Source organism: Firmicutes bacterium HGW-Firmicutes-1, from assembly GCA_002841625.1.
In the GTDB taxonomy this organism is placed as follows: Bacteria; Bacillota; Clostridia; order Lachnospirales; family Vallitaleaceae; genus HGW-1.
In genome coordinates this window covers 182,905-198,583 of sequence record PHAG01000007.1, presented here as the reverse complement: position 1 = coordinate 198,583, position 15,679 = coordinate 182,905, and the positions used below count along the sequence as shown (strand labels likewise).

Sequence of the window (15,679 nt, the reverse complement as noted above, 5' to 3'; positions counted from 1 at the left end):
TGTGTCCTCTTTGATAAACAAACTGTCCACTGCCTTTTCAAAATTTTTGCAGTTTTGAACTTCATCAATAAAAATGTAAGTGATTTGATCCTTGCAAAGTCTTTCCTTAACATAGTTATATAACTTTTTGTAATCAAGCAATTCCTCATTGTCCATATCTTCAAGGTTAACCGCTATAATTTGATGATCTTGGATGCCAATTGACTTGAGATACTCTATGTACAAACGAAAAAGCGTTGATTTTCCGCAACGTCTGACACCTGTAACCACCTTAATGATTTTATGGTCCTTATTAGCAATGAGTTTTTCCAGATAATTTTTTCTGTTAATCATATCGTATACCTCTCTTAAAACTCATTATACATCTTGCCAATTAACTTGTCAAAGTTTTTTCTCTGTGAAGAAAAAACTTTTCATATTTCAACACTTTTTTCACATGAGGTATATATTTCTCCAGGAAAGATATTCACGAGGTCTAATGGTATTAAATCTCTTATTGTATTTTCATTAGGTCATCTTTGTGAATAATCGGAAATACAACCCTAATATAATTATTAGATATCTGATATATAGATTTATCATATTTTCTCAGAATTCTTGCAATACCTGATCCCAAATGTTCAACAAGTTCGAGGTCTTTAAACACGCGCATAAGTTCCTTATTTCTTGGAACGGATATACCGCTGAAAAATTCGCTTTCTTCCATACCTTGTATAAGGCCACCTGAAGATGTAATTTCAATTCTGTCAGAAAAAAGTTCAAACTTTGGTGGGATATATTACCATCCTACACTTTTTGGGTAGGATGGTATTTCTAAAACTACCCCTTTTGTGTGTTTCTAGAAGGACTGGATTTTGTTACATTTGATTTGGAAAATTAAAACAAGTCAACAATTTTGGTATTATTAAAACTGAAAGGGGATTAAATAAAATGAAAATATCAATGAGGAATATAACTTTAAGGATGTTAGCACTGATTATGGTTGTATCCTTATGCCTGGTGGGGATAACGATACCTGCTAGGGCAGACGGGAGAGGGACTGTGGGTGTAAATCCACAAGGAGATGGACCGACAATTACTTATAATGTCAGTGGTTTGAATTTTGGTATTCTTACCAAGGAGCGGGACGGTGTGGCGGAAAACTATCATATGTATGAAAAAGGTAATTTTGAGCCTGGCACGGTAGAATTATGGGGAACGGTAACCAATAATAAACCTGGAGGCAGTGCATACTCTGAACATAATAATGTATTTTATTCAGCTTTGATGAGTTATACGGATTCTACCGGCAAAGTCCATGAAGTTGCGAATACAGGATATATTACAGTAGCACCCGGTGGTGTCGCTGAATATCGAATTTCAGGGTTCATTCCTGATGATGCCAGCCATGTGAATATAAAAGTCAGTTGTGTTGCTTACTGGAATGCCTACATCCGTGCTTCGGTAACTGGGGATTTTTATCGTGTGAAACAAACATCGACTACTTCGGGAGAAAAGACAGTAGGTATTAATGTACCATCCGGGGCACCGACGATCACATATAACGTGAAGGGCATCAATCTCGGAACTATTAAAGATGAAGTAGATGGTAAGGCTGAAAACAAACACTATTACGATAAAGGTGAGTTTGTGCCTGGCTTAGTCGAGGTTTGGGGAACTGTTCGAAATAATGGAGTCGCAGGGCAAAAAATTTTTTATAATGCTTATCTGAGTTATACGGGTGCTGATGGTAAGCAATATAAAAAGGAAACGGGATATGTTGATGTAGGTGCAAGTTATACTTCAAACTATAGTATTTCAGCTTCTATTCCTGCCAATGCCAAGAATGTATACATGGAAGTCGTTGCCGTTGCCTGGTGGAATGCATATATTCGTTCTACGGTAAAGGCTAACTTGTACCCTGCATCGGGGACACCTGCAGTTCCGGTGATCACGCCAGGTGGAAACAGCGCAGAAGCTTTTGAATCCGGCTCAAGAATCATGTGGCAACCAGCTAAGGGTCTTGGATATAGACTTTTTAGATCTACTTCCCAAAACAATCTGGGAATATCTGTAACTGATTTTTATATCACCAGTACCTCTTATGCTGATGTAAATGTTGAGCCTAATACAACCTACTATTACACTGTAAAGCCAGTGCTTTCAGAAGCAAGACCTTTTGAGGGAATAGATGAAAAGCTTGGTGATGCAATTGCAACTTTTACTATAAAAACCGGAAATACGATCTATAAACCTGGAAGTTTCAAGCACTTCATAATGCTTAAACTTGACAGTCCAAATATGAGCGTAGATGGTATAAACCAGGAAGTTGATCCTGGCAGAGGCACAGCACCAATAACTATATCCGGAAGAACCATGGTACCTATCCGTGCGGTGGTTGAAGCCATGGGCGGTACTGTTGATTGGGACGGTGCAACTCAGAAAGTAACTCTTAAAGCTCGAGGAAATACTGTCGAAATGTGGATAGGTAAAACTGATATAAAGATAAACGGTGTAAGTAAGAAAATGGATGTGGCTCCTGCATCCAAAAATGGGAGAACCTTTGTACCTGTAAGATTTTCAGCTGAAAATCTTAACTGCAAGGTGGACTGGATCAATAGTACCAAGGAAGCAGTTATTGTATATGAAGAATAGTTGAAACATCTTTTATCGCCAATTGCTTGTTAAGTGGTTGGCGATATTTTTGAACCTCTTCTCAAGCCACCTATTTCACGAATATGACCTAAATTTCATTTTCTTTCTTTATCCTTTTATAGCTTAGCATAAATCCATTCAGGCAAGATTTTCATTAGACTACTAATAATCACCCATCTCTTTGTAACAATGACTTTTTCTCTTCCCTTTTCAATGGCTACTAATATTTGCTTTGCAGCTTTTTCAACCGGTGCAACCCAAAACACTTTATCTCCCTTCGCCATAGCAGTATCAACGAATCCAGGTTTAACGTCAATGATTTTGATATGTGATTTTTCCTTTTTTGATAAACCTCTGATACCTTCCAAATAATTAGAGACAAACGCTTTAGACGCACTATAAGCTGGAGCATAGGAACTGCCTCTGATACTGGCAATAGATGAGATACCTACAATACACCCCTTTTTTTCTTTACGAAAATATCTATAAGCCACATTTACCATCGCTGTGAATCCAAGTGCATTAACCTCGATTGTATGTTTCTCCGATTCCCAATTCAGTTCTTTATTTATATGACCAAATCCTGCGTTAATAATGATTAAATCCAGTCCGCCTAAATCACCAATAAGATTCTTAAGATTTTTCATTGCTTCCTCTGTATTTGTAACATCCATTTTTTTAATGAGGATTTGTTGTGGAAACATCCCTTTAATTTCTTCCAATAATTCTACCCGTCGTCCTGTCACACCAACAAAATAGCCCCCTTTACTGAGTCTTATAGCTAGTTCTCTTCCTATACCACTACTTGCTCCGATTACGATCGCTTTTTTCATAACTTCACCACCTACCTATTTTAAAGTACTATTGATGAATAACCTTATACTCAAACCTTCCCGCATTCTTTTCCTCATAAACCTTAATCCCGTGGTAGAACATTCTATTCATAGGTGTTTCAATACCCAGTTCTTCACCCAGCTTTACCACTTTACCCGCAAACATATCAATCTCCGTTATGCGACCGTTTTCCAAATCCTGCAGTGTGGAAGGTTTGTTAGGAAAAGGTATGGACTTAACCGTATTCTCCTGTCGTTCTATATCTGCCTGTCCTAAATCGATCCCAATCCGTTGTGCAATTTCAACTACTTCCCACATGGCATTACGACGAATCTCATTTGCATGTTCGCTTACATGAAATGCACCAAAGGGCACACCCAAAAGTGCACAGGTTAGATTCTCTCCGATATTGCACATGAATTTGAACCACATACCTTTGATCATATTTGGATCAATGTTGTATTTTATATTACAGGTGTCAAACAAATCCTTGATAGACTTAACTCTTTCGGATAAATCCTCATTCTTTATCTCTCCAAAGTGTACTTTCCCCCACTCAGGATCAAAGTTTGCCACCCCGTCATTCATGGCAATAGAAACTCTCATATAGGAATACAGGACGTGTTCCCAGCCATAGACCGCTGCTATGCGTTCCTCACTGTCAATTCCATTCATGACGCAAATGATCTGAGTATCCTGTCCAATCTGATTTCGGATATCGTGGATGGCTTGCGTAAGTCCCGTATCTTTAATCGCCATGATGATCAGGTCGGCCGGATCACCTTCGGTTTCTGGAGTGATGACAGCGAATTGATATTTAACGCTGTTAATAGTAACGCCTTTCGACTGCAATCTTTCCTTGCGTTCACCTTCGGCAAGCACTCTGAAATTTCCTTTACCTAGATATGCTTCGAGCTTTGGTGCGAAAAATACGCCCATTGCTCCTAATCCGATTAAAGTTACCTTTTTAATTCCCATCGTTTTCTCCTTTATTTACACCTATTACCTTTTACTTAAACTCCAAAAATTAACATGATCAAGATATCTAATATGTAGTTATTGTACCTCTGTTTCATACTTATCAATAACTCTAATCAATAGTATGAGTGCTTCACCCTTAGTAAGCATTCTTTTTGGCTCAAACATAGAATACTGATTCCCTTTAACTAACCCTTCGTTATATGCAATAGCAAGCTTGCTTTCATCAAATACATATAAACAGTCTGAAAAGGCTCCTTTCAAAGCAAGACGTTCCTCATTAGTTGCATCCCTTCCATCTAGCATTTTGTTAATGTATAAAAGTTTAACCATACCGGCAATTGCTATATCTCTTGGTACATAGTTATCAGAGACCAAGTTATAGGTATAACCCTTTATGGCATTTTCATCGTCAAGTTCTAATATTGTTGACAGTAGCTCCGCCCAGGTTTTAATATCAATAGGCTCATCTAAGCTCCTGCTATTCCACTCATAATTAACCATAGTAGACGCTTTTTGAATTAGAGCTGCTTTTTTATCCAATCTATTTTCAAATAATTTCAACTCTATATCTATCCAAGTAGCACCATTGTTGTTGTTATTTTCTGTAACATTATTTTGTTCCATAATAACATCTTCGTAAGTAATATCATACTTTATCATAATGTTATTTAACATTGAAATTGCTTCTGCCACGGTTAGTTTATCTTTAGGTCTAAAATAATTCTTAGTATTAGAATCTACAAAGCCTTCGTTATATGCAATCTCTACTAAAGAGTCTTGTTTTTCGCTAACTTCTTCTTGGTCCTTTAAAACATTAACAATTTCTTTTCTTTTACTATTACCACCAAGTCCATCATAGTAATTAATAGATAATAGCTTTAGCATTCCTCCAACAGCATCTTCTCTTAATATTTCATCTCCTGTAGAAAGACCATGAACATACATATTTATTAACATCTCTTGTTCTGCCTCTGGGAGTTTTAGAACAGCCTTTAGAAGTATTCCCCAACTTTTTGACTTAATAGGATTATTCAGTTCTTGCTCGTTTAATATATTTATTATATGTTCTTTCTCGTCTTCATTTAAAGTATAATATGTAGCATCCTTTGCTATTATAGGTGCAATTCTTTGTTTGAAAAGATCCAATTCATCATAAACCCAATGTTTTTCTTCATTATCCGAATCCGAAGCCATTATTTCATCATTTGAATTTAGCATAAATAGACTTATTAATAGTGACATAATCAATATTGTAGATACCTTTTTCTTAAACATAAATATTCCTCCCAAGATTTTTGATAAATACTATGTAATGTTAGTCTGGCTCATTATCATAGCTTCCTAAATATACTTCTTTTCTATTCTTCAATAATCTGATCAATGATACCCTCAAGCAAAACATCTATAACAATTGTCCCTTCTTCATCCCTAATAAACCTCGAAGCACTTACTAAGAGAACCTGTACCACCTTGACAGCAACAGAAACAGGACATTTTAGTTTAACACCATACGCTATCAACTTTTCAAGTGCAATAATGTCATACATATTATTTTTCTCAACAATGCTTTGAGGTAGCTTTCGCTCCATGCTCTCCCAGGTTTCAATGTTAATTAATGATATAATCGGATTTTCTAGAAAAGCATCTAATAGATGTTTTATTACCAATCTTGTAAGTTCTCGTGGAGGCAATGGCTTATTTTCAATTAATATATTTTCTATTTGGCCAAAAATCTTAATTTGATGATCCACATTAATCTCCATGAATAGATGTTCCTTATTTTCATAAAAAGCATAAAACGCACCGTGAGAAATCCCCACCGCTTGAACAAGATCATTTACTGTTACTTTCTTTAATCCATATGCCGTAAAAAGTCTTTCACCTTCTATACGAAGCTTGTGCTGTATCATTTCTTTTTCTTTGTCATTGAATTTCGGCATGTTCGACCTCTCCTCTTATCGTTGATGAGTGTGCGATAAACCATTTTGCAACCTCTTTACAAATTTCATCTGAATGAAAATAATAACTATTATGTATATCATTAATTGAATAAAGCTTCTTTTCGCAAGTAAGTATGTCATAATATTTCCTGAAATATTCTTTTGGAAAATATCTGTCATGCAAAGTCTCAAAAACTAAAGTGGGACATTGAGGCAACAATTTTAAGGCGCTTTCTTTGTCTAAAAACATACTCAACAAAGCAATCATTAAATGAACATCTTGCTTGAAGAGATCTGGATATTCTTGTAATGCCATTTCATAAAAAGCGTTATCTAACTCCGCATGATAACCGCTATACTTTGGAAGCGGAAAAAATATTCTCAATCTGGGAATAACCTTCACGATACCTTTTAGTAAAATATAGAACATTTTTGTAATCCACTTAGGGTATTTTATTATTGATACGTCTCCATAAATACCAACACCATATTGAGCAAAGCTTCTGATTTTATCTGTAGCACTTGCATAATATTCTCCAAAAATACCACCGGTACCAGTACCCGCATATAAATGAATATCTCCTGTAACCCTTTCGCAAATATAATCTACACAAGAATCCAAATCATCAACAATACCTTGGAGTGTAAAGTCTGTAATAGTGCCCTTGCTATTACCAATTCCAGCAAAATCCACTGCAAATATGTTAAACCCATATTGGGTAAGTGGCTCATACGCTTTCTTCAAAAATGACTTCACTGATCCAATCGGTGTCTGGATATACAAAATATTAGGAGCGTCTTTATCATTATAATAGTGATTACAAAATAGATTGATATTTTTCTTATTAGGTATATAAATTTCTTTCCACGTATTCTCTATTGCCATAAACTTCACCTCTCTAATTTATATGACGTTTTTCATTTTATAGTCATATAATATCGTAAGGGTTAAGCTTTGTCAAGTTTATAAACACGTCACCCAAAAATAATCTTATTAACATAGTCAGTTCCAACACGTGAAAATACTACGTTATTAAATTTATTCCTGATACTTTATTCACTCTATTTTATATTCTCAAACCGATAATGCCCCGTAATCCCTTGCACTCTCTCCCAATCCAGCAACGCATCTTCTTCCCTTTTCGGTTGCCCAGAATTATGAATCATATAACAAACCCCATCTCGGTTCCTCTTATCAGACACAATCCCAATATGCTTATAATTCTTCCCAAATATCACAATATCCCCAGGCTGCCATTGCTCTATATCATTAGGATCCAAACTATAGGAAACGGCACAATTATCAAAGAATACCTTCAGGTTTGGTACACGTCTGAAATCAATATTACCATCTGGCTTCCCTTCAACTCTTGGATACAACTCTACATTACTGCTAATATGTTCATCAACCATATCTTTCAACGAATATCCTGCACTTTGAAAGGCTCTCCAAATAACATCCGTGCAAACACCTTCATCATCAGGTGGATATCCACCATCATAGTATTTGCTCTTGTATTTTGGCTTATTTTCAGCATCAGCTCTTGCACCTAGCAATATATCCGTATAATCATCAATGCCATTTTGATTATAATCACTTTCACTTAATACTATTTCGATTCCAAAATCAGCCCCACTATACACCTTCTGAGGTATTAAATTATAATAATTAAGAACACCATAAGTTACTACTAGCAAGCCAACTACTACCAACATGATTATTACAATACGTTTTTTCCGTCTGCTCATCCGTATATACCTTTCCGTTCAATAATTTCACTTCATAAATTTCCATTATTATCAGATTGATTTCACGATTTTTTCAATGGTATTCATGTTTCTTGAAGTCAATCTACTTTTATATTTTTTACTTCCAAGTACTTTGGATCCGAAATCAGATTCTAATGTATTGCCTTTAGGTACTATCCAAAAAATGTTTTGTTCAAAAATAATCAGTTGTTCATTAGGGGCATGAGACATGCTATCAAAAAGTTGCTTCAATTCTAGTGGTAAATCGCTGTGATTGCAGATTAACAAATAATGATGATAACCTTCTGAAACTTTATGAGTTTGTGCGGTATGATAGATCTCTAGAATTTCGTTTTTATCTCTCAAAATGACATGAGCATCATATCCGAAATGAGTCTTTAAGCCATTCTCAATTTTTAATTTCAAAGTATCTTTATCGGGACTTCCTTCTGTAAAATTTATAATGACATTCCCAGTGGCCAGTATTGTTTTAACATTTGAAAAACCCATCTCATAAAAAGCATTTTTCAATTCCTGCATCTTTATACTATTACCATTTACATTGATTCCTCTAAGAAAAACACAGCATATATCTTCCACAAATAATCCTCCCAGCAAAGCAAATCATGGCTATAAATTTTACAAAAGCCCATGCTTCTCAAATGCTTTATAAATCCCATCATTTTCAAGTGTGTCCGTAACGTGGTCAGCTATCTGTTTCAGAGCCTCTATCCCATTACCCATGCAAATTCCAATGTTCGCGTGTTGAACCATTTCCATATCGTTACGGCTATCGCCAAAGCTGACGGTTTGTTCCAAGCTAGCCGCAAGATAGTCAAGAACAATATCCATACCTGATGCCTTTGAAATTCCTGGCAGGGTAAGCTCAGTAGAAATCGTTTCAAATGGCTTACTTTCATGGATCATAAAATCAAATTTAGCTCCATAGCGATCTTTTAGTTCTAATATTTCATCTTTATTATGCGCAAAGAAGGAGAGCTTATTAATGACTGCTCTCGAGTCATACTCTTCAATTGTTTTAATATTTCTTTCATTTAAAAATGAAATGGTTTCATCCAAGATGTAGGCTTCTTTATGTAAAACGGAAAAATGATCCGCTGCTAAACTATCGATATAGCTATAGTCATATCCCTCTAATATATATCCAATGCCCATATTCTCTAAATCTGCAATGATAGTAGCCACCATATGAGCATCAAGCTTATCCATATAGACCGTCTGGTCCTCTACCTCTACAACTGAACCAGCAGAAAAAACACACCCATCAAACCCAATATCTAAAATAGAGGCTCCCACTTGTGACTTTGCTCTACCCGTACAGACAAACACTTTATGTCCTTTTTTTCTAGATTCCTTAATGGCTTTAATCGTAGAATGGGGAATACCAATTTCAGCATCCAACAAAGTACCATCTACATCAATAAAAATAAATTTTTTCATTTTTTCACTCCATATGTTTTGTATATAAGTCTTTTACCTTTTTTATTGTATGAATCACTTTATATATTAGCATATTCTTATGAACTAGTAAAATACAAGCACAAAACAATAAGCACACCTAACCATTTTAAGGTGCGCTTATTGTTTTGTAGGTCTAAGGAGACTTAATATTATTTATACTTCGTTTTAATCTATGGCTATGACCTTTCTTATTTTTTCAAACCCCATTCATAAGTATATATCCAACTAAAATTACCTCTTCCATTATTTAACCCATAAATAATTTGAAACATTTTACCTGTGTCCGTATTAATATTGTCATACCCTTCCTTTGGTGCCTTACATTTAAGCAAAACCATTGTATTGTTTGGTTCAACATAAGTACGTTTATTCCATTCCCCTGAAGTGCTGAAACCATTAAAGCTACTGTAATCTATATTTGCACTTATACTAATACCAAAGCCATCCCCTTTGACTTTTTGTATTGTCGATGGTATTCCTATCATTTCTTCCCCTTTTAAAAAGGCGCTTGGAGCTGTCCATTTAAACGCATACTCAGTTGTATCAAATACATTTCCGTTAATACTGCTCACATTATTGATAATAAAATTTCCCTCGGCAACACTCTTTAGTGTTGTAGAATTACTCCCTATATCATTAGTAGCTAAATATTGTCCTGAAGTTACCAATGTGAGAGATCCATTTTGCCAAGAGCTAGGCCATACTAGTTCACTACCCACTAGATTCCATCCATACTCAGAAATGCCAGAAGGTGTGCCACCCGATCTGGTAATAAAAACTGTTTTTGTAGGATTATCATATGTGATGCCTAATTCCAATAAATATCCTATTGCTCGAACTGGTAAATAGGTTGTGCCATTATAGGAAATCGGTAATACTGGTGTCCCATCATCTCCAACAGGGATTACTGCTGCACCATCAAGCTTAAACTTAATCTCTCCGTTGAGCAACGTACCTGTTATAGGAATTAATTTATTTGTTTTATTTACAGCCCTTGCAACAGGCGCTACCTTAGTTGTGTTGCTGGCAATAAGTACAGTCTTCGTCGGTCCATCATATTCAATTCCTAATCCAAGCAAGTAGCCTATTGCTCTTACAGGTAAATAGGTGGTGCCATTAAAGGAAATTGGTAATACTGGTGTTCCATCATCTCCAACAGGGATTACCGTTTGATTATCTAACTTAAAATTGATAATGTCGTTAAGGAAAGCGCCTGTAACAGTCGTTAAGGCCTGATTATCATTAGGTAGGGTTGAAGAAGTTACTGGGGTAGTAGTCGTAGTTGCAGGTACAGCCGTAGTTCTTGTCCCTGTCCATGACGAGCTGTTGTAATTGCCCGTTGACCCATAGCGCCACTTTCCAGTAAAAGATTTTCCATCTTCTGACATTGTTAATTCAACATCTCCTGCGTCATTTGGCGGTGCATAGGTTCCAGCTTCGGACCAAGTGCCAATTAGTTTATTTCCCGAAATGGTACCAGTGAGCTTGCCACTATCATGGGTGTAAGTACCTGTTACCACGTTTCCTGATTGCGTGAAGACCATTTTCCCCCAATTTGAATTCCATTCGCCTGCCCAAGAATATTCCTGTGCATAAACATTGCTTTGTAAAATTGATAGAAATAAGACGAATACAAGTGCTAAACAACTTACTTGTGAAAGAACCTTTCTCATTGTAATCATTACCTCCTTGTTGTTTATAAACACTGGCTTACAAAGTATATAACCCATTTTATAACATACTTATAATAACTGTATTTATAAAAACCTACCAGACACAAAAGAGGTAGTCTTGTTAGATCTTGTCCTACACGAAATGGGTAGTATCGTAATTACCACCCCTTACTATATTCAACACTTAACTCAATCAACGCAGAAAGCGCAGGATTTAACCATTTATTTTTGTGGTAAGCTATTTGTGTATATAGCTGAATGCCTGAATCGTAAGGTTTTATCCTCATTTTACCGTTTGCACATTCCTCTTCAACTGCATACAGTGGTAAATACGAAATACCAAGACCATTAATCACATACTTTTTGATTGCTTCCACGCTTTCTGTCTCAAGAATATTAGTTGGGAAAAAATTAAGACTTTGCATATACGCGCTGAAGATCTGACGATAGCTACATTCTTTTTCTGTAAATAGCACCATCTGGGACGGTGCTGGCAAGAAATCCTCTCCTTCTAAATCAGTAGGCGCCACTAAACACAAAGTTTCTTTTTTTAATAGAATTGTTTTAATATTTGCATATGTATATTCAGGTTGCACTAAAAAGGCAATATCTAAGTCTCCTGAATTTAATTGTTCTCTAAGAAACTTACACTGGTCATCAATAATAATGATTTCAACCTTTGGATATAATTGTTTATACTTTTTAATAATGGGATATAATCGGTAAATCATAAGAGACTCTGGAGTGCCAATTCGTATCACTCCTTCAGGATTGATATCCTGTAACCCTAATTGCTCTAGTTTTTCGTAATTACTCAATAGAATATCAATATGTTCAAGTAGTTGCTGTCCAAATTGGGTGAGCTCCATGTTCTTTCCTACTCGCTCAAATAAAGGTTTTTGATAATAGCGTTCAATGGCTTGAACCTGAAAGGTTAAAGTGGATTGCGCATACCCAAGATCTTGAGCTGCTTTAGTGAAGCTACCGAGTTCGGCTATTTTTTTAAAGGTTCTAAAATTTTTAATTTCCATAACTAACCTCCCAATAATTTATAGGTCTATTATACGTCGTTATCGAAAATATTGAAACACTTAATTCATTATTTCAATTTTACAAATGGGTTAATTAGCCATATAATGAATAATCATGAGGGAGGTAATCGATATGAATAAAAAATTAAATACATGGACCTTGAGTGGTCTTATGATAGGACCGATTTTAGGTTCTGGAATTATTTTTCTGCCACCTCTTGCCTTCAAAGCACTAGGGCAACATGCTATCTGGGCATGGATCATCATTATGGTGATTGGCAGCTTATTTGCCTATATATTTGTAAAAATGACCTTACTAACCACCAGCAACGAAGGCATGAGCCTAGTGATTGGTCAGGTCCTAGGTGATCGTTTTAGAAATTTGGCTTCAAATTATTTGACAGCTGCGGTATGTTTTGGTCCCATTGCTGTTATTCTTACTGCTGCAAGCTTTTTAAAAGCTTTCCTATCGCCTTGGATTTCAAATGAACTTTTAATTGCTTTTATACTGCTATTGCTGTGTGCACTCATTATTTCTATGGGTATTTCATCTGTGGGACGTATCGTGTTAATCCTTTCTACCGTAACAGCTATCCTCCTCGTCAGTGGCGGGGTTGGTGTTCTTGTTAACGTTGATCACATCCAAATGCCTGTAGGTCAGCCTCCCCTAAGGGATCTTGGCTACACATTGTTGCTTGTTTTTTGGTCTATTATAGGTTGGGAAATTATTGGCAATTACATTGAGGACGTAAAAAATCCCACCAAAACAATTATGCGTGCAATGAAGGTTAGTCTCGTGGCAATCATATTGGTTTATTTGGTTACTACCTTTGCCTTACAAAATTATTATTTAGATTCAACAGCAGATGTTCAATTGCAAGTTTTACTAGTTCCCTTTTTTGGTTCTTGGTCTAACATTATTTTGTCAGTCCTAGCGGCCTGTCTATGTATGTGTACAATCCTCATGTTTGTTGGAGCTGTAACGAGACAAATGACTTCACGAGCCAAAAGCGGCCAGTTACCTCAATTTTTTTCAAAGCCTCACAGATCCTTAATCGCATTAACGTTTATACATATCTTTATATTAGGTTGTGTAGCATTGGGATGGATTAATCTTGAGTGGATCGTAGAAATTGCAAATTCATTTTTCATTGCCAATGCTCTACTAGGTCTTTTCGCTAGCTTTCGTTATATGAAAAGCTTTTGGCTTAAGGGTGCAATTGCTCTATTAATGTTGATGTTGGGATCACTACTCTTTTTCTCTTCTGCAATTGCATGGATATTTTTGGCAGTTGTTACAGGATTAAGCTCGGCGGGATATATTTATAAGAAAACCCTATCTATCGAAAATAATAGTATGGATTAAAAATAATAGCATTCACCACGTAGGTATCTAGATACGAAATCTAAATTAGTCAAAATTATATAGTTGACAGTACAACTAAATTCAAGTAATATAGTTGTACTGTCAACTATTTTCCCGTGGAGGTATCCTATGTCTATTGATTCTGATTCTATACCAACAAGTTACGTAGAACTTGGAAGACACATTTCTATTCTATATCGTTATGGTCGCATCTTTATGGATCAAAAAATGGCTGATTTTACAATAGGAAGTGGTCAATACTCCTTTATATTTTTTTTATCTAATCATAATGGTGCTAGCCAAGAGGAAATTAGTACTGCTCTTTGTATGGATAAAACAACTACAACTAGAGCCATACAAAAACTTGAAACTTCTGGATTTATACGACGACAAAAAGATATTGACGATCAAAGAATGAATAGAGTTTTTTTAACAGAATCCGGACAAGAAATCTACAAGATTCTTAAAGAATACTCCTATGAATGGCAAGAAATTCTTTTGCATAATCTAACCTTAAAGGAAGTTTCACAATTAGAATCCTTGATGAACAAGCTTACTGGAAACGCAAGATACAATCGAAATTTAATGAATAGAAAAGGTGATGAAAATGTCAAATAACGAAATCTTAAGAACCGAATCCATAGGTAAGTTACTGCTGAAATTCTCCATCCCTGCTATCGTAGGTATGATGGTAAGTGCTCTATATAATGTAGTCGATCGTATCTATATTGGAAAAATAGGTCCTCTTGCAATGACAGGAATTGGTTTATCACTTCCTTTTATGTTTTTATTAATGGCCTTTGGTATGTTAATTGGAATTGGAGCAGGATCTAGAATATCAATTCGCCTAGGTCAGAATCGTAAAGAGGATGCTGAAAAAATCCTTGGTAATTCCCTTGTTCTTTTGATCTTAATAATGGGTACCGTAGCGACTATAGGCTTAATTTTCAAAATTCCAATACTTTCCTTATTCGGTGCAAGCAAGGCTACAATAGGATATGCTGATAAATATCTTACAATCATTCTTCTTGGCGCAATATTTCAAGGTGTTGGTTTTGGATTAAACAATATTGTTCGTGCTGAGGGCAGTCCTAAAATTGCGATGTATACAATGCTTTTAGGCGCTATCATTAATATCATATTAGACCCTATATTTATATTTGTTTTTAAGATGGGTATTTCTGGTGCTGCACTCGCTACTATATTATCTCAACTGACAACTAGCATCTGGGTGTTGTATCATTTTACTTATGGCAAAAGCAAATTAAAGCTTAAAAAGAAAAACCTACGATTAGATTTTGAAATTTTTATAAGCATCATAACAATAGGGCTATCTCCCTTCTTCATACAATTGGCTGCAAGTATTGTAACTGCGATTTCAAATACTGCACTTAAAACCAATGGTGGGGACATCGCAATTAGTGCCATGACAGCTATTAATGCAATTGCCATATTTTTCCTAATGCCAATTTTCGGAATCAATCAAGGTTCTCAGCCTATTATTGGTTATAACTATGGAGCTAAGGAGTTTGATCGAGTTAAAAAAGCATTGAAATATGCAATTTTAGCTGCTACATCTATTTCTATCCTAGGATTTATCTTAGTTGAATTTCTATCAGCTCCATTAATACTTATATTTAATAACGATCCCGAACTTATTTCTATGGCAACAAGAGGAATGCGTATTTATTTAAGTATGTTGCCCTTTATAGGTTTCCAAATTATAAGTGCAAATTACTTTCAAGCTGTAGGTAAGGCAGGTAAATCTATATTTTTAAGTCTTTTAAGACAGGTAATTGTACTAATTCCAATGCTATTTATTTTACCAAGACTCTTGGGACTTACCGGTGTCTGGATGGCAGGGCCTGTATCTGATTTAACTGCCTCTATTTTAACAGCAATATTTTTATTTATAGAAATAAAGCACTTGGATTCCTCCGCTCTTATAAAAAAACAAGAGGAATTATTGATAGCTTCTACCTCTTAGTG

16 protein-coding genes are annotated in these 15,679 nt (G+C 35.6%); 4 read left to right on the top strand and 12 right to left on the bottom strand.

Translation table 11 applies throughout. The annotated features are described in order from the left end of the window. Both CVU84_09715 and CVU84_09710 read right to left on the bottom strand, forming a co-directional pair. Positions 1 to 333, bottom strand: a 333-nt coding sequence (locus tag CVU84_09715) for an ATPase (GenBank protein ID PKM94780.1), incomplete at its 3' end; no start/stop codon positions are given. Between the two features lie 160 nt (positions 334 to 493). Next, entirely contained in the window at positions 494 to 775 is a 282-nt protein-coding gene (locus CVU84_09710; protein ID PKM94779.1) for a hypothetical protein, read from the bottom strand. 155 nt (positions 776 to 930) lie between these two features. Between CVU84_09710 and CVU84_09705 the strand changes: the two genes are divergently transcribed. After that, complete coding sequence (locus CVU84_09705; GenBank protein ID PKM94778.1) at positions 931 to 2,634, top strand: hypothetical protein; 1,704 nt, start codon at positions 931 to 933, stop codon at positions 2,632 to 2,634. Positions 2,635 to 2,750: 116 nt separating this feature from the next. Here CVU84_09705 and CVU84_09700 read toward each other — a convergent pair whose 3' ends face one another. The 10 genes from CVU84_09700 to CVU84_09655 all read right to left on the bottom strand — a co-directional run bounded on the left by CVU84_09700 (position 2,751) and on the right by CVU84_09655 (position 12,324). Further along, entirely contained in the window at positions 2,751 to 3,467 is a 717-nt protein-coding gene (locus CVU84_09700; GenBank protein PKM94777.1) for an oxidoreductase, read from the bottom strand. A 28-nt stretch (positions 3,468 to 3,495) separates the two neighbouring features. Beyond that, positions 3,496 to 4,446 (bottom strand): 2-dehydropantoate 2-reductase, encoded by a 951-nt coding sequence (locus tag CVU84_09695; protein ID PKM94776.1) that lies wholly within the window; start codon positions 4,444 to 4,446, stop codon positions 3,496 to 3,498. Positions 4,447 to 4,524: 78 nt separating this feature from the next. Beyond that, the gene (locus CVU84_09690; GenBank protein ID PKM94775.1) at positions 4,525 to 5,724 is read right to left on the bottom strand and encodes a hypothetical protein; all 1,200 of its coding nucleotides are present in this window, start codon (positions 5,722 to 5,724) and stop codon (positions 4,525 to 4,527) included. A gap of 83 nt (positions 5,725 to 5,807) precedes the next feature. Next, the gene (locus tag CVU84_09685; protein ID PKM94774.1) at positions 5,808 to 6,389 is read right to left on the bottom strand and encodes a TetR/AcrR family transcriptional regulator; all 582 of its coding nucleotides are present in this window, start codon (positions 6,387 to 6,389) and stop codon (positions 5,808 to 5,810) included. Continuing rightward, positions 6,373 to 7,275, bottom strand: a complete 903-nt coding sequence (locus tag CVU84_09680) for an alpha/beta hydrolase (protein PKM94773.1) — start codon at positions 7,273 to 7,275, stop codon at positions 6,373 to 6,375. The genes CVU84_09685 and CVU84_09680 overlap by 17 nt, the downstream gene beginning before the upstream one ends. A 176-nt stretch (positions 7,276 to 7,451) precedes the next feature. Further along, positions 7,452 to 8,138: a DUF1287 domain-containing protein gene (locus tag CVU84_09675; protein PKM94772.1), complete on the bottom strand. Its 687-nt coding sequence runs from the start codon at positions 8,136 to 8,138 to the stop codon at positions 7,452 to 7,454. Positions 8,139 to 8,189: 51 nt separating this feature from the next. Beyond that, a complete protein-coding gene (locus CVU84_09670) occupies positions 8,190 to 8,756 on the bottom strand; it encodes a hypothetical protein (GenBank protein ID PKM94771.1) in 567 nt (188 codons plus the stop codon). A gap of 21 nt (positions 8,757 to 8,777) precedes the next feature. After that, the gene (locus CVU84_09665; protein ID PKM94770.1) at positions 8,778 to 9,599 is read right to left on the bottom strand and encodes a hypothetical protein; all 822 of its coding nucleotides are present in this window, start codon (positions 9,597 to 9,599) and stop codon (positions 8,778 to 8,780) included. 209 nt (positions 9,600 to 9,808) lie between these two features. Next, complete coding sequence (locus CVU84_09660) at positions 9,809 to 11,350, bottom strand: hypothetical protein (GenBank protein PKM94769.1); 1,542 nt, start codon at positions 11,348 to 11,350, stop codon at positions 9,809 to 9,811. A 101-nt stretch (positions 11,351 to 11,451) separates the two neighbouring features. Beyond that, entirely contained in the window at positions 11,452 to 12,324 is an 873-nt protein-coding gene (locus CVU84_09655; protein PKM94768.1) for a LysR family transcriptional regulator, read from the bottom strand. Positions 12,325 to 12,457: 133 nt separating this feature from the next. Between CVU84_09655 and CVU84_09650 the strand changes: the two genes are divergently transcribed. From CVU84_09650 to CVU84_09640, 3 genes are all read left to right on the top strand, one after another. Further along, entirely contained in the window at positions 12,458 to 13,690 is a 1,233-nt protein-coding gene (locus CVU84_09650) for an amino acid permease-associated protein (protein ID PKM94767.1), read from the top strand. Between the two features lie 129 nt (positions 13,691 to 13,819). Beyond that, positions 13,820 to 14,308: a MarR family transcriptional regulator gene (locus tag CVU84_09645; GenBank protein PKM94766.1), complete on the top strand. Its 489-nt coding sequence runs from the start codon at positions 13,820 to 13,822 to the stop codon at positions 14,306 to 14,308. Continuing rightward, on the top strand, positions 14,298 to 15,677 hold the full coding sequence (locus CVU84_09640) for an MATE family efflux transporter (GenBank protein ID PKM94765.1): 1,380 nt from the start codon (positions 14,298 to 14,300) through the stop codon (positions 15,675 to 15,677). The genes CVU84_09645 and CVU84_09640 overlap by 11 nt, the downstream gene beginning before the upstream one ends. Positions 15,678 to 15,679 lie beyond the last annotated feature (2 nt).